Here is a 21,337-nt window from a genome sequence, read left to right on the forward strand (position 1 = left end):
CGGGCCCGAGCGGGCAACTCGCGGGCCCGAGCGGGCAACTCGCGGGCCCGAGCGGGGGGACTCGCGGGCCCGAGCGGGGGGACTCGCGGGCCCGAGCGGGGGGACTCGCGGGCCCGAGCGGGGGGACTCGCGGGCGGCGTCAGCCGTAGACCGGGACGTGGGCTCCGCTCACCACGCCCGCGTCGTCCCCGCACAGGAAGGCGATCACCTTCGCGATGCGTTCCGGTGAGACCCAGCGAGACCGGTCGGCCCCGGGCTGGCTCGCCCGGTTCGCCGGGGTGTCGATCATGCTCGGCAAGACCGCGTTGACGCGGATGCCGCGTCGCGAGTACTCCGCGTCCAGCGCGCCAACCAGGCCCAGCACGGCGGCCTTGGAGGTCACGTACCCGGCCGCACCGGGGAACGGGTGCAGCGCGGCCCTGCTGGACATGCACACGATCGCCCCGCCGCCCGCCTCGATCAGGTGAGGCACCGCCGCCTGCGACACGAGGTACGTTGGGCGCAGGTTGAGCCGCAACTGCTGCTCGAACTCCTCCACGGGCGTCTCGGCCACCCGCTCCCCCACCGCGAACCCGCCGACGAGGTTCACCACCGCCCGCAACGGCGCCCGCGTCACGCCGGCCGCCTGCTCGGCGCAGCGCCGCGCGTCTGCGGCCTCGAAGAGATCGGCGCGCACCAGTTCGAGCCCATCGGTAGGCTCCAGCCGCTCCAGCTCCGCCTCGGCGATCCACGGCACCACCACGCGCCAGCCGTCACCGAGGAGCGCTCTCGTCACGGCGACGCCCAGGCCCCCGGTGCCGCCGGTGACGAGCGCGGTGCGGGTCACGAGCACACCGCGCCCTGTGCCGCCGAACCGACGAGCTTGGCGTACTTGGCGAGCACCCCGGTGCGCCGCGGCGGCGGAGGCTGTTCCCAGCCCTCACGGCGCCGCGCCAGCTCGGCCTCGTCGATCCCGACGTCGAGCGTGCGCGCGGCCAGGTCGAGTACGATCGGGTCGCCGTCCTCGACGAACGCGATCGGCCCGCCGTGCGCGGCCTCCGGCGCGACATGTCCGATGCACAGGCCTGTGGTGCCGCCGGAGAACCGGCCGTCGGTGAGCAGCAGGACGTCCTTGCCGAGTCCCGCGCCCTTGATCGCGCCGGTGACGGCGAGCATCTCGCGCATGCCGGGCCCGCCGCGCGGGCCCTCGTTGCGGATCACCACGACATCGCCCGCCTTCAGCTCGCCGAGCGCGTCCATCGCGGCCTGTTCTCCGTCGAAGACGCGCGCCGTGCCCTCGAACCGGCTGGCGTCGAAGCCCGCGCTCTTCACGACGGCGCCCTCGGGCGCGAGGCTGCCGTGCAGGATCGTCAGGCCGCCCGTGGGGTGGATCGGGTCGCTGAGCTTGCGCAGCACCTCGCCGTCGAGCTCGGGCGGGCCGAGCTCGGCGAGGTTCTCCGCGAGCGTCCGGCCCGTGACGGTGAGGCAGTCGCCGTGCACGAGACCCGCGTCGAGCAGGGCCTTCAGCACCACGGGCACGCCGCCCACGCGGTCGACGGCCGTCATCACGTGCCTGCCGAACGGCTTGACGTCGGCGAGGTGGGGCACGCGATCGCCGATGCGGGAGAAGTCGTCGAGGGTGAGCTCCACCTGCGCCTCGTTGGCGATCGCGAGCAGGTGCAGCACGGCGTTGGTGGACCCGCCGAGCGCCATGACCACGGCGATCGCGTTCTCGAACGCCTCGCGGGTGAGGATGTCGCGCGCGGTGATGCCCTTGCGCAGCAGCTCCACCACCGCCTCGCCGCTGGCGCGCGCGAACCCGTCGCGGCGGCGGTCGACCGAGGGCGGGCTGGCCGAGCCGGGCAGCGACATGCCGAGCGCCTCCGACACGCAGGCCATGGTGTTGGCCGTGTACATGCCGCCGCACGCGCCCTCGCCGGGGCAGATGGCGCGCTCGATCTTGTCGACCTCCTCGCGGGTCATGAGCCCGCGCGCGCACGCGCCGACCGCCTCGAACGCGTCGATGATCGTCACCTCGCGGCCGTCGACCGTGCCGGGCAGGGTCGAACCCGCGTAGAGGAACACCGCCGCCACGTCGAGCCTGGCCGCGGCCATCAGCATGCCCGGAAGGCTCTTGTCGCACCCGGCGAGCAGCACGGCGCCGTCGAGCCGCTCCGCCTCCATCACGGTCTCCACCGAGTCGGCGATGACCTCACGGGACACGAGCGAGAAGTGCATGCCCTCGTGTCCCATGGAGATGCCGTCCGAGACCGAGATCGTGCCGAACTCCATGGCGAACCCGCCGCCGGCGTGCACACCCTTCTTGCTCGCCTCGGCGAGCCGCTGCAGCGAGAGGTTGCACGGGGTGATCTCGTTCCAGGAGGACGCGATGCCGATCTGGGGCTTGGCGAAGTCCTCGTCGCCCATCCCGACGGCCCGCAGCATCCCGCGTGCGGCGGCGCGTTCGATCCCGTCGGTGACGGCCCTGCTGCGCGGCTTGATGTCGTAGTCGGCCATGGGCCGATGATGCCTCAATACAGACAGGGCACAATGCCCAACGTGGCTGAGAAGGTGTCGATTCATCAGAAGATCGCCGACGAGCTCGGTGTCCGCGAGGGACAGGTCCGGGCCGCCGTCACCCTGCTCGACGAGGGCTCGACCGTGCCGTTCATCGCCCGGTACCGCAAGGAGGTGACCGGGGCGCTCGACGACACGCAGCTGCGCACGCTCGAGGACCGGCTGCGCTACCTGCGTGAGCTGGAGGAGCGGCGAACGACGATCCTGGAGTCGATCCGCTCGCAGGGCAAGCTCGACGCCGAGCTCGAGGCCCGCATCATGGCTGCCGAGGAGAAGGCCCGCCTCGAGGACATCTATCTGCCGTACAAGCCGAAGCGGCGCACCAAGGCGCAGATCGCCAAGGAGGCCGGGCTGGAGCCGCTGGCCGACGGCCTGCTCTCCGACCCGACCACCGAGCCGCAGGCCGCGGCCGCCGTGTTCGTCGATCCGGAGAAGGGCGTCGCCGACGCCGCCGCCGCGCTGGACGGCGCCAAGGCCATCCTGGTGGAACGCTTCGCCGAGGACGCCGACCTGATCGGCGAGCTGCGCGAGCGCATGTGGACGCGTGGCTGGGTGACCTCGAAGGTCCGCCAGGGCAAGGAGACAGAAGGCGCGAAGTTCTCCGACTACTTCGACTTCGCCGAGCCGTTCACGAAGCTCCCCTCCCACCGCATCCTCGCCCTGTTCCGCGGCGAGAAGGAGGAGATCCTCGACGTGGCCACCGAGCCGGAGGAGCCCCCGGCTCCCGATGCCGAGCCGAAGCGGGGCCCGAGCGACTACGAGATCCGGATCGCCGAGAAGTTCGGCATCTCCGACCAGGGCCGCGCGGGCGACAAGTGGCTCAACGACACCGTGCGGTGGGCGTGGCGCACGAAGATCCTGCTGCACCTCGGCATCGACCTGCGGATGCGCCTGCGGCAGGCCGCCGAGGACGAGGCCGTGCGCGTGTTCGCCGCGAACCTGCGTGACCTGCTGCTCGCCGCGCCCGCCGGCACGCGCACGACGATGGGTCTCGACCCCGGCTACCGCACGGGCGTAAAGGTGGCGATCGTCGACGGCACCGGCAAGGTGGTGGCCACCGACACGATCTACCCGCACAAGCCGCAGTCGCAGTGGGACCAGTCGCTGGCGAAGCTGGAGCACCTCGCGCGCGAGCACAACGTGCAGCTCATCGCCATCGGCAACGGCACGGCCTCGCGCGAGACCGACAAGCTCGCGGGCGAGCTGGTGAAGCTGCGGCCCGAGCTGAAGCTCACCAAGATCGTGGTCTCCGAGGCGGGCGCCTCGGTGTACTCGGCGTCGGCGTACGCGGCACAGGAGCTGCCGGGGCTGGACGTCTCGCTGCGCGGCGCGGTGTCGATCGCGCGCAGGCTCCAGGATCCGCTGGCCGAGCTGGTGAAGATCGACCCGAAGTCGATCGGCGTCGGGCAGTACCAGCACGACCTCGCCGAGTCGAAGCTCTCGCGTTCGCTCGACGCGGTGGTGGAGGACTGCGTGAACGCCGTGGGCGTGGACCTCAACACCGCCTCGGTGCCCCTGCTCAGCCGGGTGTCGGGCATCGGGACGACGCTCGCCGAGAACATCGTGGCGCACCGGGACGACAACGGGCCGTTCCGCAGCAGGACCGCGCTCAAGGAGGTCGCCCGGCTCGGCCCGAAGGCGTTCGAGCAGTGCGCCGGCTTCCTGCGGATCCCGGACGGCGACGACCCGCTCGACGCCTCCAGCGTGCACCCCGAGGCGTACCCGGTGGTGCGCCGGATCCTGGACGAGACGAACGTCGGCATCCGGGAGCTGATCGGCGACGCGCGCACGCTGCGGGCGCTCCAGCCGGAGAAGTTCGTCGACGACACGTTCGGCCTGCCGACGGTCACCGACATCCTCGCCGAGCTGGAGAAGCCCGGCCGCGACCCCCGGCCCGAGTTCAAGACGGCGACCTTCGCCGAGGGCGTGGAGAAGATGACCGACCTGACGCCGGGGATGCGGCTGGAGGGCGTGGTCACCAACGTCGCGGCGTTCGGCGCGTTCGTCGACATCGGTGTGCACCAGGACGGCCTCGTGCACGTGTCGGCGATGTCGCGCAACTTCGTCAAGGACCCGCGCGAGGTGGTCAAGCCGGGTGACGTCGTGCGGGTGAAGGTGCTCGAGGTGGACGTTGCGCGCAAGCGGATCTCGCTGACGCTGCGGCTCGACGACGAGGCCAAGCCCGGTGGCGGGGAACAGCGCCAGTCCGGCCAGGGCGGCGGGCGTGGAGGTCAGCGCGGCCGCGGTGGCAAGCCGCAGCAGCAGCGGCAAGGCCAGGGCAGGCAGCGCCAGGCGCCCGCCGGCGGCGCGATGGCGGACGCCCTGCGCAAGGCCGGTTACGGTCGCTGACGAGGTCGCCGCCGGGGGTGACCTCGGTGAATGACGTGGCGGGCCGGGCGGTCAAGCCCGACAATGGGTCAATGACGTCCACCGGAGGCTTGAGCCCGGCCACCCGCGCGCGGCTCGAGAAGGAGCTCGAATCCCTACGCGAACAGCGCGAGTCCCTGGCGCCACGGCTCGGCGAGGACCCGCTGGGCGACAGTGCCGACCAGGCCGACCTGCTCGAGCGGGCCGAGGTCGTGTCGCGGCTGGACCGCCGGATCGCCGAGGTGTACGACCTGCTCCACGGCGGCCCCACCGCCGACTCCGAGTCCGCGCTGCCCTCGGGCACGAAGGTCTCGCTGAAGTTCAGCGACGGCAGCGTGGAGGACATGGTGGTGGTCGGCTTCACCGAGGAGGCCGACGAGGACGACGCGTCCACGCTCACCGCCGACAGCCCGCTCGGCAGGGCCATAACGGGGCACAAGAAGGGCGACACGATCACCTACCGCACCCCGGCGGGCGAGGTCTCCGCGGAGATCCTGAAGCTGAAGCTGCCCGCCTGAGCCGGAACGAGAGTTTCAGCAGGCCGACCCAATTCATGAATAACCGCCGCACCCGGCAATTCGTGAGAAGATAAGAATTGCCGGGTGAATATCGCGCACTTGAAAGCGCCGGTGCCCAGGTGGATAGTGGCAGGCCTCTCCACCGAGAAGACCCGGGAGGCCCCCGATGAAGCGCAAAAGAATATTCGCGTTTTTCGCGGCGCTCGCGTTGTCATTCGGACTGATGTCCGGTATCGCATCGGCGACGATTCATCCCATTGTCGAATCGTTCGACTGCGCCAACGAGGCCGCATTCGCACACCACCCGCTCGGCGACGTCGCCGACCCGATCGGCCAGACACCCGGCGTCGGAGCGCACTCGGACCAGAGCTCCCTGCGCGCCGTCCAGTCGGCCAGCGCCAACGCGTTCTCCGAACACAAGCTAAACGGCGAGTGCGGCAAGGTCGGCCAATAGCCCCGGCACCCCCGCCAGACTGCAGTGAAGGCCACCTTACCTGCGTTCAACGCAGTGAAGGTGGCCTTCACTGCGGTTGGAAAGGGCCTACACGCAGTCCCTCGGGATGGCGCGCTGCCAGTTGCGGGAGAAGAGGCGCTTCTCGCCCTCGTAGCCGTCCAGCGTCGCGTGCAGGCGGAACTCCGTGCTGGTGCACGTGAGCACCGTTCGCGTCACGGTGGTCGCCGACCAGTCGCCCCTGGCGAACCTCATCGTCCACTCCGTCTCCGCGCGCGGGGACGAGAAGTCGTCCGCCACCGAGCTGTACCGCTCGTAGGCCCGCCTGCTGACGTCGAGGTCGATGTCCTCGTAGTGGACGGTGCCGTTGTCCTTGACGATCTCCAGCGCCGACTCGTAGTCGACGAGGTCGCGGGTGACGGTCCAGCGGTGCTCGCCGGGTTCCACCTGGGTCACCGTGATCGGTTCCGCGCCCTCCGGCTCGGCGAACGGACGGTGCACCTGCTCCTCACCGCCCGTGCGCAGCGGCAGCCGCACACCACTCCCACCGGTGTGAACGGTCAGGCAGGTCTGCTCCGGCGACGGCCACACGAGCGGCCAGTACGACGACGACAGCGACAGCCGGATCTTGTGCCCCGCCGGGAACGCCTGCGCGACCACGTTGAGGTCGAAGCTCACCTGGTAGCGCTTCCCGGGTTCCAGCGGCTTCGGGATGTCGTGCCCGTCGCGGTGGGTCAGGTTGAGCACGCCGTAGGTCACCCGCGTGGCCCTGCCGTCGGGCAGGACGTCGGAAAGGCGCGCGGCCACCATCGCCACGGGCTGGTCGGCCGAGATCTCGAGGCAGACCCTCGGCGCGCCGTGGATCTCGCAGGTCTCCGGCAGCGGGTCGGTTTCGAACACGAGCGACCCGCCGTCCTCCTCACGCTGGTCGTACGGCATGTCCGGCGGTGCGTTGTAGGAGGCCCACTTACCGGCGAACTGCCCGACCGACAACGGTGACTGCACGGTCAGCGGCTCGTCGGCCACCTCCTCGTCTGGCCTGCCGATGCGGTGCCGGGACAGCGGCAGCTCGACGTCCCGCACGTTCGGCGACGGCCAGCTCGGCTCCCCCACCCAGCGGCCGGGCCGGTCCTCGTAGGACGTGGACGGCGGCACGCTGTCCTGCATCCACGTGAGCAGCATGGGCCCGTCCATGACGTCGTTGTCGACGTCCTTGAGCCAGTGATCCCACCAGCGCACGAGCTCCTGCAGGTAGCCGATCGCCGGGCCCGGCTCGCCGAGGTGCGGGTACTTGTGCGACCACGGTCCGACGAGCCCCTTGCGCGGCACGTCCAGGTTCGCGAGCAAGCGGGCGACGGCGTTGGAGTAGCCGTCGGCCCAGCCGCTGGAGGCGAGCACGGGGCAGCGCACGCCGGAGTAGTTCTCGCACACCGACGCGTGCCGCCAGTAGTCGTCCCGGCGCTGGTGCAGCAGCCACGTGTCCACCCACGGCCCACTCGCCTCGATGCGCTCGCGCCACATGTCGCGCCAGCGGTCGCCGACGAGCGCCGGATCCGGCGGCAGCGTGCCGTGCGCGAACATGGTGCCCGCCTCGGCGAGGTTGTCCGAGAGCAGGCAGCCGCCCATGTAGTGGAAGTCGTCGGAATAGCGGTCGTCGGTGAACGACGCGATCGCGATCGCCCTCAGCGTCTCCGGTTTGCGGGCGGCGACCTGGAGCGCGGCGAAGCCGCCCCAGGAGATGCCCATCATGCCGGTGCGGCCGTCGCACCACGGCTGGTTCGCGATCCACTCCAGCACGTCCTCGGCGTCGCGCTGCTCCAGCTCGAGGTACTCGTCGGTCAGCACGCCCTCCGACTCGCCGGTGCCCCGAATGTCCACGCGCACGCACGCGTAGCCGTGCCCGGCCAGGTAAGGATGGTGGATCGAGTCGCGGACGGCGGTGAGGTCCCTTTTGCGGTAGGGGATGTACTCCAGGATCCCCGGCACCGGCTGGTCGTCCGACGAGACGGGCCGCCAGATCTTGGCGGCGAGCCTGGTGCCGTCCGAGACGGGGATCCAGACGTGTTCGTCCTCTGTGGTCTGACACGGCAGCGATCCGACCGCGCGGAGCAAGCTATCCCTCCTTCTCGGGCCCTTCCTCGGCGAACTCGAAGTCCAGCGCCTCCACCGTACGCTCGTACTTGTCCTTCAGCTCGGTTTCGTCGCGGGCCCCGACGAAGACGTGCGCGAGCTCGAAGCTGTAGCTGTCCTGGCCGGGCAGGTCGGAGAGCCGCTGGCCGGCCACGGGCACGATGTCGATGATCACGCCGGGGATCTCGCGGTGCACGCGCTCGATCTCCTCCGCGGTGGGGACCTTCCGCACGAGCGCGTCCGAGAACCGCCGGTAGTACCACTTCGCGGCGATGCCGTACTCACCCTTGTCGTCGGGCAGCGCGGGGTCCCGGCCGAGGCCGAGCATCACCATCGCGTGGTGGTTGGGCATGCCGTCGACGCATTCGAACATCTCGGCGTGCGACTGCGAGTGCCTCGGGTTGATCTCCAGCAGGCACACGTCGCCGCTCTCCGGCTCGCAGAAGAACTCGATGGAGAACGTCGAGTTGTCCATCCCGATCTGACCGATGATGCGCTTCGAGACGTCGATCATCCGGTCGACGGCGGCCTTCGGCAGCTGCGATGGGTACTGGTGCCGCAGGAAGGACGAACGGCCTTCGTAGTTGACGGAGTCGAGCACGCCGTAGACCACGACCTCGCCGTTGTACACGTAACCCTCGGTGGCGCACTGCACGCCGGAGAGCGCCTCCTCAGCGAGACAAGCCTGCCCGCCCACCTCGGCGATCTCACGCGGCAGCTCCAGCATGTCCAGCACCTGTTCGAAGGGCTTGCCGACGCGGCTGATGCCCTCGCGGATCTCGGCGACGGCCTTGTCGAACTCGGACTCGTCGCGGACGAGGAACGCCAGCTCGGAGGAGTACGACTTCACGGGCTTGAGCCACATCGGATAGCGCACGCCGTCCGGCGGACTCGGTTGCTCGTCGTCGAGGTCGACGATGCCGAAGCGCGGGTACTCGTCGATGGCCTTCTGCTGTTCGAGCCTGCTCCAGTACTTGTGCTCGCATTTGACGATCGACGCGAGCGACGGCCCGGGGAGGCCGTAGCGGTGGCACAGGATCGCGCGCAACGTGGACACCGGGAAATCCCAGTAGCCCACGATGGCGTCGATCGACCCGTCGAACGCGTCCAGCTGCGACTGTGCCTTGTCCAGCAGCTGTTCGAAGTCGATCTCCCCTACCTGCGTCTCGTCGACCGTGAGCAGGGAGTGGAACGCGTAGGAGTCTGCGTTCCGGATGTCGCGCAGGGTGCGCCTGTTCTCCTCGTCGAGGGCGAGTACGAAGATGTTCTTCACGCCGGAGAGGGTCCCCGTCTGGGCGATCGCTAAACGTGTTCAGCCCAGCACGAAGCCTCTGGCCAGCTCGGACAGCGCCTCGTCGAGAACGTCACACAGCTGCAGATCGGTCTCGGCGAGCCAGTGCTCGTACGCCGCGAGCGAGACGCCCAGCGCGGCGTAGGCGATCGCCTGCGGGCGCAGCGCGGCCGGCTTCTCGCCGAGGCGTTTCGCGGCGTACTCGGCCACCACGGCGCGCCAGTCGCCATAGCGCAGCGTCGAATGGGCCTGCAGGGCCGGGACGCGCAGGATCAGCTCCATGCGCCTGCGGTGCTTGGGCACCTCGGCGGGGTCGACGCGGTTGAACTCCACCACAACGGCGCGCACGGACTCCATGAGCGGCTCGTCGGCCGGGCGTTGCGCGAACCGCTCGCGCATGTGGTCGAGCTGCTCGGTGAAGGACCCCCACACCACGTCGTTCTTCGACTCGAAGTAGCGGAAGAACGTGCGCCTGCCGATGCCCGCGCTCTTCGCGATCGCGTCGACGGTGGTGGCGTCGAACCCCTCGCGCTCGAACAGCTCGAAGGCCACGGCCTCCAGCTCGTGCTGACTCGTCGACCGGCGTCTACCTGGCCGAACGGATGGTTCCGACACCGCCTTCGCCTCGATCCCTTCCATTTGGCACCCGGTGCCATTATACTCGTGCCGTCGATCACAACAACCTGCTCAGTGAGGAGTAGCTTGCCATGAACGAATCGGCCGCCACCGAGGTCACCGTCGAGGAAGACCTGCTCGTCGAAGAAGTCTCGATCGACGGCATGTGCGGTGTCTACTGATCGGTTCGCCCCGGACCGGCCGTACCGGCTGAGCTCCTCAGTCGCGTTACGGCCGGAACCGTTCGGCGCTCTCGTCTACGACTTCACCACCCGCAAGCTCTCGTTCCTCAAGACGCAGCTGCTGGTGAACGTCGTCCGGGAACTCGAGAACCAGCCCGACGCTCGTTCCGCGCTCGACTCAGCCGAGGTACCCGAGGCCGAGCACAAGCGCTATCTCGACGCGCTCGCCGGGCTGCTGTCCGCGGGCACGATCGAAGCAAGAGGGACCTCATGAAACTCGTCGAGCACTTCCAGCACGGGCTGGACGCCCCCATCTGTCTCACGTGGGAGCTGACCTACGCCTGCAACCTCTCCTGCGTGCACTGCCTTTCCTCGTCGGGCCGCCGCGACCCTCGTGAACTGTCCACTGAGGAATGCAAGGCCGTCATCGACGAACTGCAGCGCCTGCAGGTGTTCTACGTCAACATCGGCGGCGGCGAGCCCACGATCCGGCCCGACTTCTGGGAGCTGGTCGACTACGCCGTCGCGCACGACGTGGGCGTGAAGTTCTCCACCAACGGCGTGCGCATCACCCCGGAGCGAGCCCGCTGGCTCGCCGGCACCGACTACGTCGACGTGCAGCTCTCCCTCGACGGCGCCACCGCCGAGGTCAACGACTACGTGCGCGGGCCGGGGTCGTTCGACACCACCATGCGGGCCATGGAGAACCTGCGCGACGCGGGCTTCAAGGACTTCAAGATCAGCGTGGTGATGACGCGCCACAACGTCGGCCAGCTCGACGAGTTCAAGCGCATCGCCGACGACTACGGGGCGCAGCTGCGCATCACCCGCCTGCGGCCTTCGGGCCGGGGCGCCGACACGTGGGACGAGCTGCACCCCACGGCCGACCAGCAGCTCGAGCTCTACGAGTGGCTGATCGACCACGGTGAGAACGTGCTCACCGGCGACTCGTTCTTCCACCTCAACGCGCTCGGCTCCACCCCGCTGCCGGGTCTGAACCTGTGCGGCGCGGGGCGCGTGGTGTGCCTGATCGACCCGATCGGCGACGTGTACGCGTGCCCGTTCGCGATCCACGACGAGTTCCTCGCGGGCAACGTGCGCGACGAGGGCGGGTTCACGTCGGTGTGGCGCACGTCCGAGCTGTTCGAGCGGCTGCGCGCCCCGCAGACCGGCGGCGCGTGCACGTCCTGCTCCGCCTACGACTCGTGCCAGGGCGGCTGCATGGCCGCCAAGTTCTTCACGGGCCTTCCGCTCGACGGTCCCGATCCCGAATGCGTCAAGGGCAACGGGGAGCGCGCGCTCGCCCTCGTCGGCGGCGGCTCGGAGAAGCCGAAGCCGGACAAGGACCACTCCAAGCCCAACCGGACCAAGCGCGGCCGCGTCGGCGTCAGCATCGGGTGGGGCCCACCAGAGCCCGACCGCCTGCCGGACCGCGCGTGTGACACGAGCCCGCTGGCAGGTTTCCGGCCGTGAAACTCACCGAACCGGTCACGCTGGCCGGTCGCCGCGCACCGTCGCGCGTGCTCTTCGGACCACACGAGACGAACCTCGCCCGCGGCAGGGCGATCTCGGAGGCCCACGTGGCCTACTACGAGCGCCGTGCCGCGGGCGGTGCGGGGCTGATCGTCACCGAGACGGCCAGCGTCCACGACTCCGACTGGCCCTACGAACGGGCCCCGCTCGCCGCCGGCTGCGGCGCCGGCTGGGCCTCGGTCGTGCGGGCCTGCCGTCCACACGGGACGCTCGTGCTCGCGGGCCTCGGCCACGCGGGCTCGCAGGGCTCGTCGGCGTTCTCGCAGCAGGCGCTGTGGGCGCCCTCGCGGGTGCCGGACGTGGCGAGCCGTGAGATGCCGATGGAGATGGAGGCGGCCGAGATCCGCGCGGTGGTCGCCGGGTTCACCCGCGCCGCCGAGCTGGCCGTGGAAGCCGACCTCGACGGCGTGGAAGTGGACGCTGGCCAGCACTCGCTGCTGCGGCAGTTCCTCTCGGGGCTGACCAACCAGCGCGGCGACGCCTACGGCACCGACAAGGCCCTGCTGCTGCGCGAGGTGCTCGCGGCGGTGCGCGCCCGCATCGGCGACGGCCGCGTGCTCGGCCTGCGGCTCTCCTGCGACGAGCTCGCGCCGTGGGCGGGCATCACGCCCGACCAGGGGCAGTCGCTCGCCAGGGACCTCGCTCGAACGGTCGACTACCTCGTAGTGGTGCGCGGTTCCGCGATGGGCACCTCGGCCACGCGCCCCGACTCGCACACCGAGCCGGGCTTCAACGTCGAGTTGTGCCGCGGCATCCGCGAGGCGGTGGCCGGTGCGGCGCCCGTGATCCTCCAGGGTTCGGTGGTCGAACCCGGGCAGGCCGAGCAGGCGCTCGCCGACGGCGTCGCCGACCTCGTGGAGATGACGCGCGCGCAGATCGCGGACGCGGACCTGGTGCGCAAGCTCGGCACGACCGAGCCCGTGCGGCCGTGCACGCTGACCAACCAGAAGTGCCGGGTCCGCGACAACCGCAACCCGATCGTCAGCTGCATCGGCGACCCGCGCAGCGGGCACGAGACCGGCGACGCTCCGCTGACCGGAACCGATCCCGCGCGGTCCGTGCTCGTGGTCGGCGGCGGACCGGCCGGGCTGGAGGCCGCGCGCGTGCTCGCCCTGCGCGGGCACCGGGTGCGGCTGGTCGAACGGGACGCCGAGCTGGGCGGGATGCTCGCACTGGCAGCCCGCGTGCCCGGCCGCGGCCGGCTGGGCAACCTCGCGCGCTGGCTAGCCGGTGAGGTGCACCGGCTCGGCGTGGAGGTCGCACTGAACACCGAGGCCGACCTCGCGGAACTGTCCGGCGACGTCGTGGTCGCCACCGGATCGGTCGCCGGACCGCGCAGCTACACCGTGCACGACGGCGGGTTCGTGCTCGACGTCGTCGACCTGCTCAAGGCGCCCGGCCGCCTGCCGGAGGGGCCGGTCGCGATCTACGACCCGGTGGGCGACGCCGTGGGCGTGGGCATCGCCGAGCTGGCCGCTGCCGCGGGCAGGCCGACCACGATCATCACGCAGGACCAGGTGGTGGGCACGCAGCTCGCCCTCACCGGCGACCTCGCCGACGCCAACGCGCGCCTGCAGCGGGCCGGGGTGCGGCTGGCCAAGCGGAGCCTGCTGCGCGAGGTGCACGCGGGTCACGTGGTGGTCACCGATGCCTACACCGGCACAGCCACCGAGCTCGAGTGCGCCACGCTGATCCACTGTGGACACCGGCTGCCCGATCCCACCCCGGTTCCGGCCGGGATGGTGGAGGCGGGCGACCGCGTGGCCCCGCGATCGGTGCACGAGGCCGTACTGGAGGGCCGCAGGGCCGCGCTGGCCTTCGCCGCGAAACCACTGGCGGTGCACCGATGAGCGCAACGAGCCGTTACCGTTACCTGTTCTCACCGCTGCGGCTGGGCCCGGTGACACTGGCCAACCGCGTGGTGTTCTCCGCGCACCTGACCAACTACGCGAAGGAAGGGCTGCCCAGCGAGCAGCACGCCGCCTACTACGCGGCCCGCGCGAAGGGCGGCGCGGGGCTCATCATCACCGAGGAGCACTCGACCCACCCGACGGACTGGCCGTACGAGAAGCTCATCCACGGCTTCCACCCCGAGGTGATCCCCGGCTACCGGCGCATCACCGAGGCGGTGCACGCGCACGGCGTGCCGATCTTCGCGCAGCTCAACCACAACGGCGGGCAGGCGTCGAGCATGTACTCGCGGCTGCCGGTGTGGGCGCCCTCGCCCGTGCCCGACCCGCTGTTCCGCGAGGTGCCGAAGGCCGTCACGGTCGCCGAGATCGACGAGATCGTGGCCGGGTACGCGAAGGTCGCAGAGCACTGCCGGGCGGGTGGGTTCGACGGCGTCGAGTTGCAGTGCTCGCACTCCTCGATCGTGCGCGGCTTCCTCTCCCCCGCCACCAACGTCCGGACCGACGACTACGGCGGCTCGCTGGAGAACCGCGCGCGGATCCTGCTCCGGCTCGTGGCCGCGGTGCGCGAGGCGATCGGGCCGGGAATGGCGCTGGGCGTTCGGCTCTGCGGTGACGAGCTGATCGAGGGCGGCACCACGATCGACGAGGCCGTCGAGGTCGCCAAGTGGGTCGAGGCCAGCGGGCACGTGGACTACATCAACACCTCGATCGGGGTCGCCACGTCGACCCTGTACATGATCGAGGCGTCGATGAGCATCCCGCCCGGTTATGCGATGTTCATCCCGAGCGCGCTGCGCAAGGCGGTGGACCTGCCGGTGGTGGGTGTCGGCCGGTTCAAGGACCCGTTGCAGGCCGACCGCGCGCTCGCGGAGGGGCACGCCGACCTGATCGGCGTGGTGCGCGGGCAGATCGCCGACGCCGACTTCGTCGCCAAGGCCCGCGCGGGACATGCCACGGAGATCCGCACGTGCCTGTCGTGCAACCAGGAGTGCGTCGGCCGCATGGGCCTCAACCGCTGGCTGGGCTGCATCGAGAACCCGCGCACTGGCAAGGAGAGCGTCGCGCTGCCGATGCCGACGCGCCGGGGCCGCCGGGTCGTGGTGGTGGGCGGTGGGCCCGCCGGACTGCAGGCCGCGGCGACGGCCGCCGAACGCGGGCACGAGGTGACGTTGCTGGAGCGGAACCAGACCACGGGCGGGCAGGCGAGCGTGGCCGCGAGCGTGCCGAGCCGCGCCGAGTTCCTCGACGTGGTGCGCAACTCGCTCTCGGAGTGCCACCGCTACGGCGTGGACGTGCGCACGGGCGTCACGGCGACCGCCGACGACATCCGCGCGCTGAACCCGGAGGTCGTGGTGCTGGCGACCGGCGCGAAGCCGCAGGCGCCGTGGTGGGCCGGCGGGATCGAGCGCATCGTCGACGTGCGGGACGTGCTGGAGGGCCGGGTCGCGCCCGAGGGCGACGTCGTGGTGATCGACGACCTCGGCTTCCACCAGGCGACCTCGGTGGCCGAGCTGCTCGCCGACCGCGGCTGCACGGTGCGGATCTCGACGTCGGGCATGGTCGTCGGCCAGGACCTCGGCGTGACGCTGGACATGGAGACCTTCAACGTGCGGGCCGCCGCGAAGGGGATCACCCAGACCACCGACGAGGTGGTGCTGGGCGCCGAAGAGGACGCCGGTGGTGTGCGGCTGCAGGTGCTGACGCACACCACCGGATCAACCACCGACGTGCGCTGCGACTGGGTGGTGTGCGCGACGCACCAGGCGCCGGAGGACGAGCTGTGGCACGAGCTCTCTGGCTCGGCCGAGTTCGAGGTGTACCGCGCGGGTGACTGCGTGGCCCCCCGCCGCGCACACGCCGCGGTGGTCGAGGGACACCGGGTGGCGGTGGCGCTGTGAACGTTCCTGTGAACACCGATTCCCTTGCCCTGCTGGTGATCCGCCGTGGCGTGCCCCCGCTCGGCGGCGACGAGGCCGTGGCGGAGGCGGACGGGAACGCGCTGCTCGTCGGCTCCGGCTGCGCGCAGGCGGCGGACCAGCTGCCTCCGCTGCGGCGCGCGTGGTGTGCCGAGGCCGGTGACTTCGCCGCGGGGGCGTGGGCGGACGCGCTCGCGCCGCTGTTGCGCGACGTCCGCCGCGTCGTGCTGCCAGCCTCCGCCGACGGCAGGGACCTCGCGCCCCGCCTCGCCGCCGAGCTGGACCGGCCGCTGCTGGCCGGTGCGGTGCGGATCGGTGAGCAGTGCGCCGACCTCGCCCGCTGGGACGGCAGGCTCTCGGTGACCGTGGAGACGTCGCGGCCGTTCGTCGCGACGCTCGTGCCGGGTGTGCGCGGCAGCGCCCCCGCCGAGGGGACGCCAGAGGTCACGCACGTCGACCTTGACGTCCCGGAATCTCCCGACGCGCGCGTGCTCGAGGTGCTCGATCCCGACCCGGCGACCGCGGACCTCGCGGAGGCCCCGCGCATCCTCGGCGCGGGCGCCGGCCTGGCGAGGGGCGCGCTGACCGGGCCGGAGTCGCTCGCGCTGCTCGGCGAGGTCGCCTCGGCGCTTGGCGCGTCCGTCGGCGCCACGCGCGTGGTCACCGACGCGGGCTGGGCGCCCTACGAACGGCAGATCGGCACCACGGGCGTGGTCGTCGATCCGGATCTGTACGTGGCGTTCGGGGTCTCCGGCGCCACCCAGCACACCGGCGGTCTCGGCAACCCGCGCCACGTCGTGTCCGTGAACACCGACGGCAGCTCGCCCATGACGGCGATGGCCGACCTCGGGCTGGTCACCGACGCGCAGGAGCTGCTGCGGGAGCTGGCTCGCCGCCTGGACACCCCCGGGAGCAAGGATGCGTGACAGGGCAGGACCCGCGAGCTCCGCGGTGACCGTGGCGGAGCCGGAGCGGCCGCAGTTCGACGCGATCGTGGTCGGCGCGGGCCCCGCGGGCTCGGCGGCGGCGCTGGAGCTGGCCCGTGCGGGGCATTCGGTGGCGCTGCTGGAGCGCGGGCCGTTTCCCGGCTCGAAGAACGTCTACGGCGGCGTGGTCTACGGCCGGATCCTCGACGAGCTGATCCCCGGCTGGTACGACGAGATGCCGGTGCAGCGCTGGGTCACGCGGCGGCAGACCATGCTGCTGGACGGCGAGCGCTCGATGACCGTGGACTTCCGCAGCCAGAGCTGGGGTCGCGAGCCCTACAACGGCGCCACGACCTACCGCGCCGAGTTCGACGACTGGCTCGCCGGGCACGCGCAGAAGGCGGGCGCCGTGCTCGTCCCGTCCACCGTGGCCACCCGGTTGCTGCGCACGGAACGGGGCCGGATCGTCGGCGTGCGCACCGACCGCCCGGACGGCGACCTCACCGCGAAGGTCGTGATCGCGTGCGACGGCGTGAACTCGTTCCTCGCCAAGCAGGCCGGGCTCTTCCCCGGCGACCAGGCCGCGCACACCACGCTCGGCGTGAAGGAGACGCTGGCGCTGCCCGCGCGGACCATCGACGAACGGTTCGGCGTCAGCGGCCACGAGGGCGTCGACATCGAGATGCTCGGCTGCACGCAGGGCATCCCCGGCGGTGGGTTCCTCTACACCAACTCCGACACGCTCAGCGTCGGGCTCGTGCTGGGGCTGCAGGGGCTCGCGAAGTCCGGGAAGCGCCCCGAGGAGGTGCTCGCCGAGCTGAAGCGGCACCCTTCGATCCAGCCGCTCGTGCGCGGCGCGGAGCTGGTGGAGTACTCGGCACACCTCATCCCCGAGGGCGGCTACGACACGATGCCGCAGCTCGCCGGCGACGGGCTGCTCGTGGCGGGCGACGCGGCGGCGATGTGCCTCGCGGCCGGGATCTGGCTGGAGGGCGTCAACTTCGCGATGGGCTCCGGGATGTACGCGGGCAGGGCGGCTTCGAAGGCACTGTCCTCGGGCGACCTCGGCGCGCTGCGCGAGTACCGGGGTCTGCTGGAGTCGTCGTTCGTGCTCGCCGACCACAAGAAGCTGCGCAAGGCGCCGGAGCTGGTGCTCTCCGAGCGCGTTCAGCAGCGCTACCCCGGCCTGGTGTGCGACCTGGTCGAGGGGATGTTCACCGTCGAGAACCCCAAGCCGAAGCCAGGAGTGCGAAAGCTGCTGCGCGCGTCGGCGAAGCGCAACGGCGTGAAGATGCGCGAGCTGGCCAGGGACGCGCTCACCGGCCTGCGGTCGTTCGGGTGAGGAGTGTCCCCATGAGCCAACCATCCGCAGTGAAGGCCACCATCACTGCAGCTAGGAGGTGCCCATGAAGCAGCGTTACGGCGACGTCTCGTTCGAGGACCGGATGTCGCACGTTGACTTCCGGGTCGCGGAGCAGCCGCACATCGTGGTGGACACCGACGTCTGCCGGTCGTGCACCACCAAGACCTGCGTGCACGCGTGCCCGGCGAACCTGTTCGTGCCCACCGCCGAGGGCGGGATCCTGTTCAACTACGAGCAGTGCTTCGAGTGCGGCACGTGTTACCTGATGTGCGACGGCGGCAACGCGATCAGCTGGAGCTACCCCGACGGCGGCCAGGGCGTGGTGTTCCGCCATGGCTGAGCCGCTCAGGCCGCTCGTCGTGGCCCTGCTGCGCTGGACCGACGCGCGGGCCAGGATCGACCCGCTATCGGGCGAGGTCGAGACCGACCCGCGCGGTGCCGGTCCGAGCGAGGCCGACAGGTGCGCGCTGGAGCACGCACTGCGCATCGCCGAGGCCGCCGCAGGCCGGTGCGTCGCCGTGACCCTCGCCCCGGAACCGGCGGAGGAGCTGCTTCGCGACGCCCTCGCGTGCGGTGCCGACGCGGTGCTGCGCGTTGACGTGCCGTCGTGGGACTCCCGCGTCCCCGACTCCGGCGCCACCACGGCGCGGGCGCTCGCACACGCGATCAGGACGGAACTCGGCGAGCCGTCGCTCGTGCTCACCGGCGACCACTCGGCCGACCGGGGCACCGGCAGCACCCCCGCGTTCCTCGCCGCCGAGCTGGGCTGCGCGCAGGCACTCGGCCTCGTGGAACTGTCCTATGCCGACGGTGAGCTGCTGGCGCTGCGCAGGCTCGACAGGGGCCGCAGGGAGCGGCTCGCCGTGCCGCTGCCCGCCGTGTGCTCCGTCGAACCGGCCGGGCTGCGGCTGCGCAGGGCCGCGCTGCCCTCGACACTGGCGGCGCGCACGGCCACGATCCCGGTCGTCACGGGGTCCATCGCCGCCGAGCCGGTGACCGCACACGCCGCGCGCCCGTTCCGGCCGAGGGCCAAGGAGCTTCCCCCGCCGCCCGAGGCCGACCCCCGGCTGCGGCTGCTGCGCCTCACCGGTGCGTACGAGCATCGCGAACCGCCCCGCGTCGTCGTCACCGACGACCCGACCGAGGCGGCCGACGAGCTGCTGGAGTACCTGCGGGGCAAGGGCTACCTGTGAGCGTCGCGCTGGTCACCGGTGCCGCCCGGGGAATCGGCGCGGCGGTGGTCCGGCGCCTGGCCACCACGGGCTGGCAGGTGGTGGCCGTCGACCGCTGCGCCGACGACCCCCGCGTGCCGTACCCGCTCGGCACAAGGGAGGAGCTGGCCGCGCTGGCGGCCTCGTATCCGGACTCGGTGCTCGACGTCGTCGCCGACGTGCAGGACCTGGCCGGGCTGCGCTCGGCGGTCGCACTGGCCGAGGAGCGCTTCGGCGGACTCGACGCCGCGGTGGCCGCCGCCGCGCTCATGGCGGGCGGCCGCCCGCTGTGGGAGAGCGACGACACCGAATGGGACGCCCTGTTCTCCGTCGGCGTCACCGGGATCGCCAACCTCGCGCGCGCCGCGATCCCCGCCATGCTGCGCCGCCCGCAGCCTCGGCAGGGCCGGTTCGTCGCGCTCGCGTCGGCCGCGGCCCACCACGGCCTGTGGCACCTTGCGGGCTACAACGCCGCCAAGCACGCGGTGGTCGGGCTCGTCAAGGGGCTCGCCACCGACCTGCGTGGCACGGGCATCTGCGCGACCGCGGTGTCGCCGGGCTCGACCCGCACGGACATGCTCACGGCGACGGCGCGGCTCTACGACCTCGGCGACGTCGAGGAGTTCGCCTCCCACCAACTGGTCGAGCGGCTGCTCGAGCCCGACGAGGTCGCGGCGGCGGTGTGCTTCCTGTGCTCGCCAGAGTCCTCGGCCATCACGGGCACGGTCGTGCACGCGGACGGAGGCTTCGCGCCGTGAAGCCGGGCCCGCGAGTTCTGCGTTCCCGTCGGCGAGTTCTGCGTTCCGGACCGCGAGTTCTGCGTTCCCGCCCGCGAGTTCTGCGTTCCGGACCGCGAGTCCTGCGTTCCCATCGGCGATCCGTACGTCCGGAGGGAGGTGCCACGTCGTGAAGCCCGGCACGCGGCTCACGCTCGACGACTCCGTGCGCAGGCGCGGCCCCCTGCTCATCGGCGGCTCACCGCTTCGCCTCGTGCGGCTCGGCAAGGCGGGCACCCGGCTGCTCGACCGGTGGCTCGCCGGCGAACCGCTGGGCGACGGCCCCTCGGAGGAACGGCTCGCGCGCAGGCTGCTGGACGCCGGGCTCGTGCACCCGAGCCCGCCGCCCCTGCTGACCGCGGCCGACGTGACCGTCGTGGTGCCGGTGAAGGACAACCCCGGCGGGGTCAAACGCGTGCTGTCCGCGACCACCGAGGTCGCGGAGCGGATCGTGGTCGACGACGGCTCGCGCGAGCCGCTTCCCGGCGCGAACGTGCGGCACGAGCGGCCGGGCGGGCCCGCCGCCGCACGCAACGCGGGCTGGCGGCTGGCGGGCACCGAGCTGGTGGCGTTCCTCGATTCCGACACCGAGCCTGAGCCGGGCTGGCTCGACGCGCTCCTGCCGCAGTTCTCCGACCCGACCGTGCTCGCCGTGGCGCCCCGGATCCGCAGCGTGCCGGGCGACGACGTGCTCGCGCGGTACGAGGCCGACCGGTCGAGCCTCGACCTCGGTGCCCGCCCCGCGCCGGTGCGACCGATGAGCCGCGTGAGCTACGTGCCGAGCGCGGCGCTCGTCGTCCGCCGCTCCGCGCTGTCCGCTGTGGACGGTTTCGACACCGGTCTGCGCTTCGGCGAGGACGTCGACCTGGTGTGGCGGCTGCTCGAGCTCGGTGCCGTGCGCTACGAGCCCACCGCCGTGGTGACGCACGAGCCGAGAGCCGCGCTGCGCCCGTGGCTGCGGCAGCGGTTCGAGTACGGCACGTCGGCGGCCCCGCTGTCGCGGCGGCATCCCGGCAAGCTGAGTCCGGCGCGGCTGTCGGCGTGGAGCGCGGCGGCGTGGGCACTGCTGGCGCTCGGCAGGCCGTGGCTCGCCCTCGCGCTCGCGGCCGGCTCGACGGCACTGCTGCCGCGCAGGCTGCGGGGCCGGGGCGTGCCGGTGCCGGAGTCCCTGCGGCTGGCGGCGCTCGGCCACCTCGGCGCGGGCAGGCTGCTCGCGGAGGCCACGCGCCGCGCGTGGTGGCCCGCCGCGCTGCTCACCGCGAGGGGACGCCGCGTGCTGCTGGCCGCGCTGGTGCCGTGCGCGGCGGAGGCACTCGGGCACTCGCCGGCGTGGCTGGCCCTGCGGATCGCCGACGACCTCGCCTACGGTGCCGGGGTGTGGACGGGCAGCCTCCGCGAACGCACCCCCGCGGCACTGCTGCCCGCATTCACCGAGGGCGCGCTGCGATGACGTCGGTGTCCCGCTTGCCCTGGCCCGAGGCAACGCCCACCACCGAGCCCACCCGCGTAGCCCGCCGACGACCCCACCTACGGCGCCGGGGTGTGGACGGGCAGCCTCCGCGAACGCACCCCCGCACCGAGGGCACGCC

At 71.8% G+C, this 21,337-nt stretch carries 19 protein-coding genes; 14 read left to right on the forward strand and 5 right to left on the reverse strand.

Features of this window, described 5'->3' with window-relative positions; translation table 11 throughout:
• Positions 1-139: 139 nt before the first annotated feature.
• Both DI005_RS00775 and ilvD read right to left on the reverse strand, forming a co-directional pair.
• Positions 140-826: an SDR family NAD(P)-dependent oxidoreductase gene (locus tag DI005_RS00775; protein WP_113640976.1), complete on the reverse strand. Its 687-nt coding sequence runs from the start codon at positions 824-826 to the stop codon at positions 140-142.
• Positions 823-2,496 carry a dihydroxy-acid dehydratase gene (ilvD, locus tag DI005_RS00780; RefSeq protein WP_112271697.1) on the reverse strand — a complete coding sequence of 558 codons (1,674 nt, stop codon included), beginning with the start codon at positions 2,494-2,496 and terminating at the stop codon, positions 823-825. Before ilvD ends, DI005_RS00775 begins: the two co-directional genes overlap by 4 nt.
• A 33-nt stretch (positions 2,497-2,529) precedes the next feature.
• On the opposite strand from ilvD, the gene DI005_RS00785 reads away from it, so the two are divergent.
• The 3 genes from DI005_RS00785 (at position 2,530) to DI005_RS00795 (ending at position 5,895) form a co-directional block, all read left to right on the forward strand.
• A complete protein-coding gene (locus DI005_RS00785) occupies positions 2,530-4,905 on the forward strand; it encodes a Tex family protein (RefSeq protein ID WP_199542423.1) in 2,376 nt (791 codons plus the stop codon).
• 71 nt (positions 4,906-4,976) lie between these two features.
• Positions 4,977-5,441, forward strand: a complete 465-nt coding sequence (locus DI005_RS00790) for a GreA/GreB family elongation factor (protein WP_112271696.1) — start codon at positions 4,977-4,979, stop codon at positions 5,439-5,441.
• A 166-nt stretch (positions 5,442-5,607) separates the two neighbouring features.
• On the forward strand, positions 5,608-5,895 hold the full coding sequence (locus DI005_RS00795; protein ID WP_112271694.1) for a hypothetical protein: 288 nt from the start codon (positions 5,608-5,610) through the stop codon (positions 5,893-5,895).
• 87 nt (positions 5,896-5,982) lie between these two features.
• Here DI005_RS00795 and DI005_RS00800 read toward each other — a convergent pair whose 3' ends face one another.
• Genes DI005_RS00800 through mftR form a run of 3 tightly spaced genes read right to left on the reverse strand, consistent with a single transcriptional unit; the run spans position 5,983 to position 9,952 of the window.
• Entirely contained in the window at positions 5,983-8,004 is a 2,022-nt protein-coding gene (locus DI005_RS00800) for a CocE/NonD family hydrolase (protein ID WP_113640977.1), read from the reverse strand.
• Between the two features lies 1 nt (position 8,005).
• The gene (locus DI005_RS00805; RefSeq protein WP_112271690.1) at positions 8,006-9,295 is read right to left on the reverse strand and encodes an acetyl-CoA carboxylase biotin carboxylase subunit family protein; all 1,290 of its coding nucleotides are present in this window, start codon (positions 9,293-9,295) and stop codon (positions 8,006-8,008) included.
• Between the two features lie 39 nt (positions 9,296-9,334).
• Positions 9,335-9,952, reverse strand: coding sequence for a mycofactocin system transcriptional regulator (gene mftR / locus DI005_RS00810; protein ID WP_113640978.1), 618 nt, complete (start codon positions 9,950-9,952; stop codon positions 9,335-9,337).
• A 68-nt stretch (positions 9,953-10,020) separates the two neighbouring features.
• Between mftR and mftA the strand changes: the two genes are divergently transcribed.
• The 11 genes from mftA to mftF all read left to right on the forward strand — a co-directional run bounded on the left by mftA (position 10,021) and on the right by mftF (position 21,198).
• Positions 10,021-10,110: a mycofactocin precursor MftA gene (mftA, locus tag DI005_RS00815; RefSeq protein WP_110342009.1), complete on the forward strand. Its 90-nt coding sequence runs from the start codon at positions 10,021-10,023 to the stop codon at positions 10,108-10,110.
• A complete protein-coding gene (mftB, locus tag DI005_RS00820) occupies positions 10,100-10,384 on the forward strand; it encodes a mycofactocin biosynthesis chaperone MftB (RefSeq protein WP_112271686.1) in 285 nt (94 codons plus the stop codon). The genes mftA and mftB overlap by 11 nt, the downstream gene beginning before the upstream one ends.
• A complete protein-coding gene (mftC, locus tag DI005_RS00825) occupies positions 10,381-11,583 on the forward strand; it encodes a mycofactocin radical SAM maturase (protein ID WP_112271684.1) in 1,203 nt (400 codons plus the stop codon). Before mftB ends, mftC begins: the two co-directional genes overlap by 4 nt.
• The gene (locus DI005_RS00830; RefSeq protein ID WP_113640979.1) at positions 11,580-13,493 is read left to right on the forward strand and encodes a mycofactocin system FadH/OYE family oxidoreductase 1; all 1,914 of its coding nucleotides are present in this window, start codon (positions 11,580-11,582) and stop codon (positions 13,491-13,493) included. The genes mftC and DI005_RS00830 overlap by 4 nt, the downstream gene beginning before the upstream one ends.
• On the forward strand, positions 13,490-15,454 hold the full coding sequence (locus DI005_RS00835; RefSeq protein WP_112271680.1) for a mycofactocin system FadH/OYE family oxidoreductase 2: 1,965 nt from the start codon (positions 13,490-13,492) through the stop codon (positions 15,452-15,454). Before DI005_RS00830 ends, DI005_RS00835 begins: the two co-directional genes overlap by 4 nt.
• On the forward strand, positions 15,451-16,398 hold the full coding sequence (locus DI005_RS00840) for a mycofactocin-associated electron transfer flavoprotein alpha subunit (protein ID WP_113640980.1): 948 nt from the start codon (positions 15,451-15,453) through the stop codon (positions 16,396-16,398). Before DI005_RS00835 ends, DI005_RS00840 begins: the two co-directional genes overlap by 4 nt.
• Positions 16,391-17,740, forward strand: coding sequence for an FAD-dependent oxidoreductase (locus DI005_RS00845; RefSeq protein ID WP_113640981.1), 1,350 nt, complete (start codon positions 16,391-16,393; stop codon positions 17,738-17,740). The genes DI005_RS00840 and DI005_RS00845 overlap by 8 nt, the downstream gene beginning before the upstream one ends.
• A gap of 64 nt (positions 17,741-17,804) precedes the next feature.
• Entirely contained in the window at positions 17,805-18,101 is a 297-nt protein-coding gene (locus DI005_RS00850; protein WP_113640982.1) for a ferredoxin family protein, read from the forward strand.
• A complete protein-coding gene (locus DI005_RS00855) occupies positions 18,094-18,954 on the forward strand; it encodes a mycofactocin-associated electron transfer flavoprotein beta subunit (RefSeq protein WP_113640983.1) in 861 nt (286 codons plus the stop codon). Before DI005_RS00850 ends, DI005_RS00855 begins: the two co-directional genes overlap by 8 nt.
• Positions 18,951-19,730 (forward strand): mycofactocin-coupled SDR family oxidoreductase, encoded by a 780-nt coding sequence (locus DI005_RS00860; protein ID WP_113640984.1) that lies wholly within the window; start codon positions 18,951-18,953, stop codon positions 19,728-19,730. Before DI005_RS00855 ends, DI005_RS00860 begins: the two co-directional genes overlap by 4 nt.
• Before the next feature lie 148 nt (positions 19,731-19,878).
• Positions 19,879-21,198 (forward strand): mycofactocin biosynthesis glycosyltransferase MftF, encoded by a 1,320-nt coding sequence (gene mftF / locus DI005_RS00870; RefSeq protein WP_113640986.1) that lies wholly within the window; start codon positions 19,879-19,881, stop codon positions 21,196-21,198.
• The last annotated feature ends 139 nt before the right edge of the window (positions 21,199-21,337 follow it).

The sequence above is a fragment of the Prauserella sp. PE36 genome, assembly GCF_003311655.1.
GTDB classification, from domain to species: Bacteria; Actinomycetota; Actinomycetes; order Mycobacteriales; family Pseudonocardiaceae; genus Prauserella_A; species Prauserella_A endophytica.

Coding starts and splice junctions, on each gene's coding strand:
- DI005_RS00845 (WP_113640981.1), top strand. CDS start 16,391: ATGCGTGACAGGGCAGGACCCGCGAGCTCCGCGGTGACCGTGGCGGAG.
- DI005_RS00850 (WP_113640982.1), top strand. CDS start 17,805: ATGAAGCAGCGTTACGGCGACGTCTCGTTCGAGGACCGGATGTCGCAC.
- mftC (WP_112271684.1), top strand. CDS start 10,381: ATGAAACTCGTCGAGCACTTCCAGCACGGGCTGGACGCCCCCATCTGT.
- ilvD (WP_112271697.1), bottom strand. CDS start 2,496: ATGGCCGACTACGACATCAAGCCGCGCAGCAGGGCCGTCACCGACGGG.
- mftR (WP_113640978.1), bottom strand. CDS start 9,952: ATGGAAGGGATCGAGGCGAAGGCGGTGTCGGAACCATCCGTTCGGCCA.
- DI005_RS00835 (WP_112271680.1), top strand. CDS start 13,490: ATGAGCGCAACGAGCCGTTACCGTTACCTGTTCTCACCGCTGCGGCTG.
- DI005_RS00785 (WP_199542423.1), top strand. CDS start 2,530: ATGCCCAACGTGGCTGAGAAGGTGTCGATTCATCAGAAGATCGCCGAC.
- mftA (WP_110342009.1), top strand. CDS start 10,021: ATGAACGAATCGGCCGCCACCGAGGTCACCGTCGAGGAAGACCTGCTC.
- DI005_RS00790 (WP_112271696.1), top strand. CDS start 4,977: ATGACGTCCACCGGAGGCTTGAGCCCGGCCACCCGCGCGCGGCTCGAG.
- DI005_RS00855 (WP_113640983.1), top strand. CDS start 18,094: ATGGCTGAGCCGCTCAGGCCGCTCGTCGTGGCCCTGCTGCGCTGGACC.
- DI005_RS00795 (WP_112271694.1), top strand. CDS start 5,608: ATGAAGCGCAAAAGAATATTCGCGTTTTTCGCGGCGCTCGCGTTGTCA.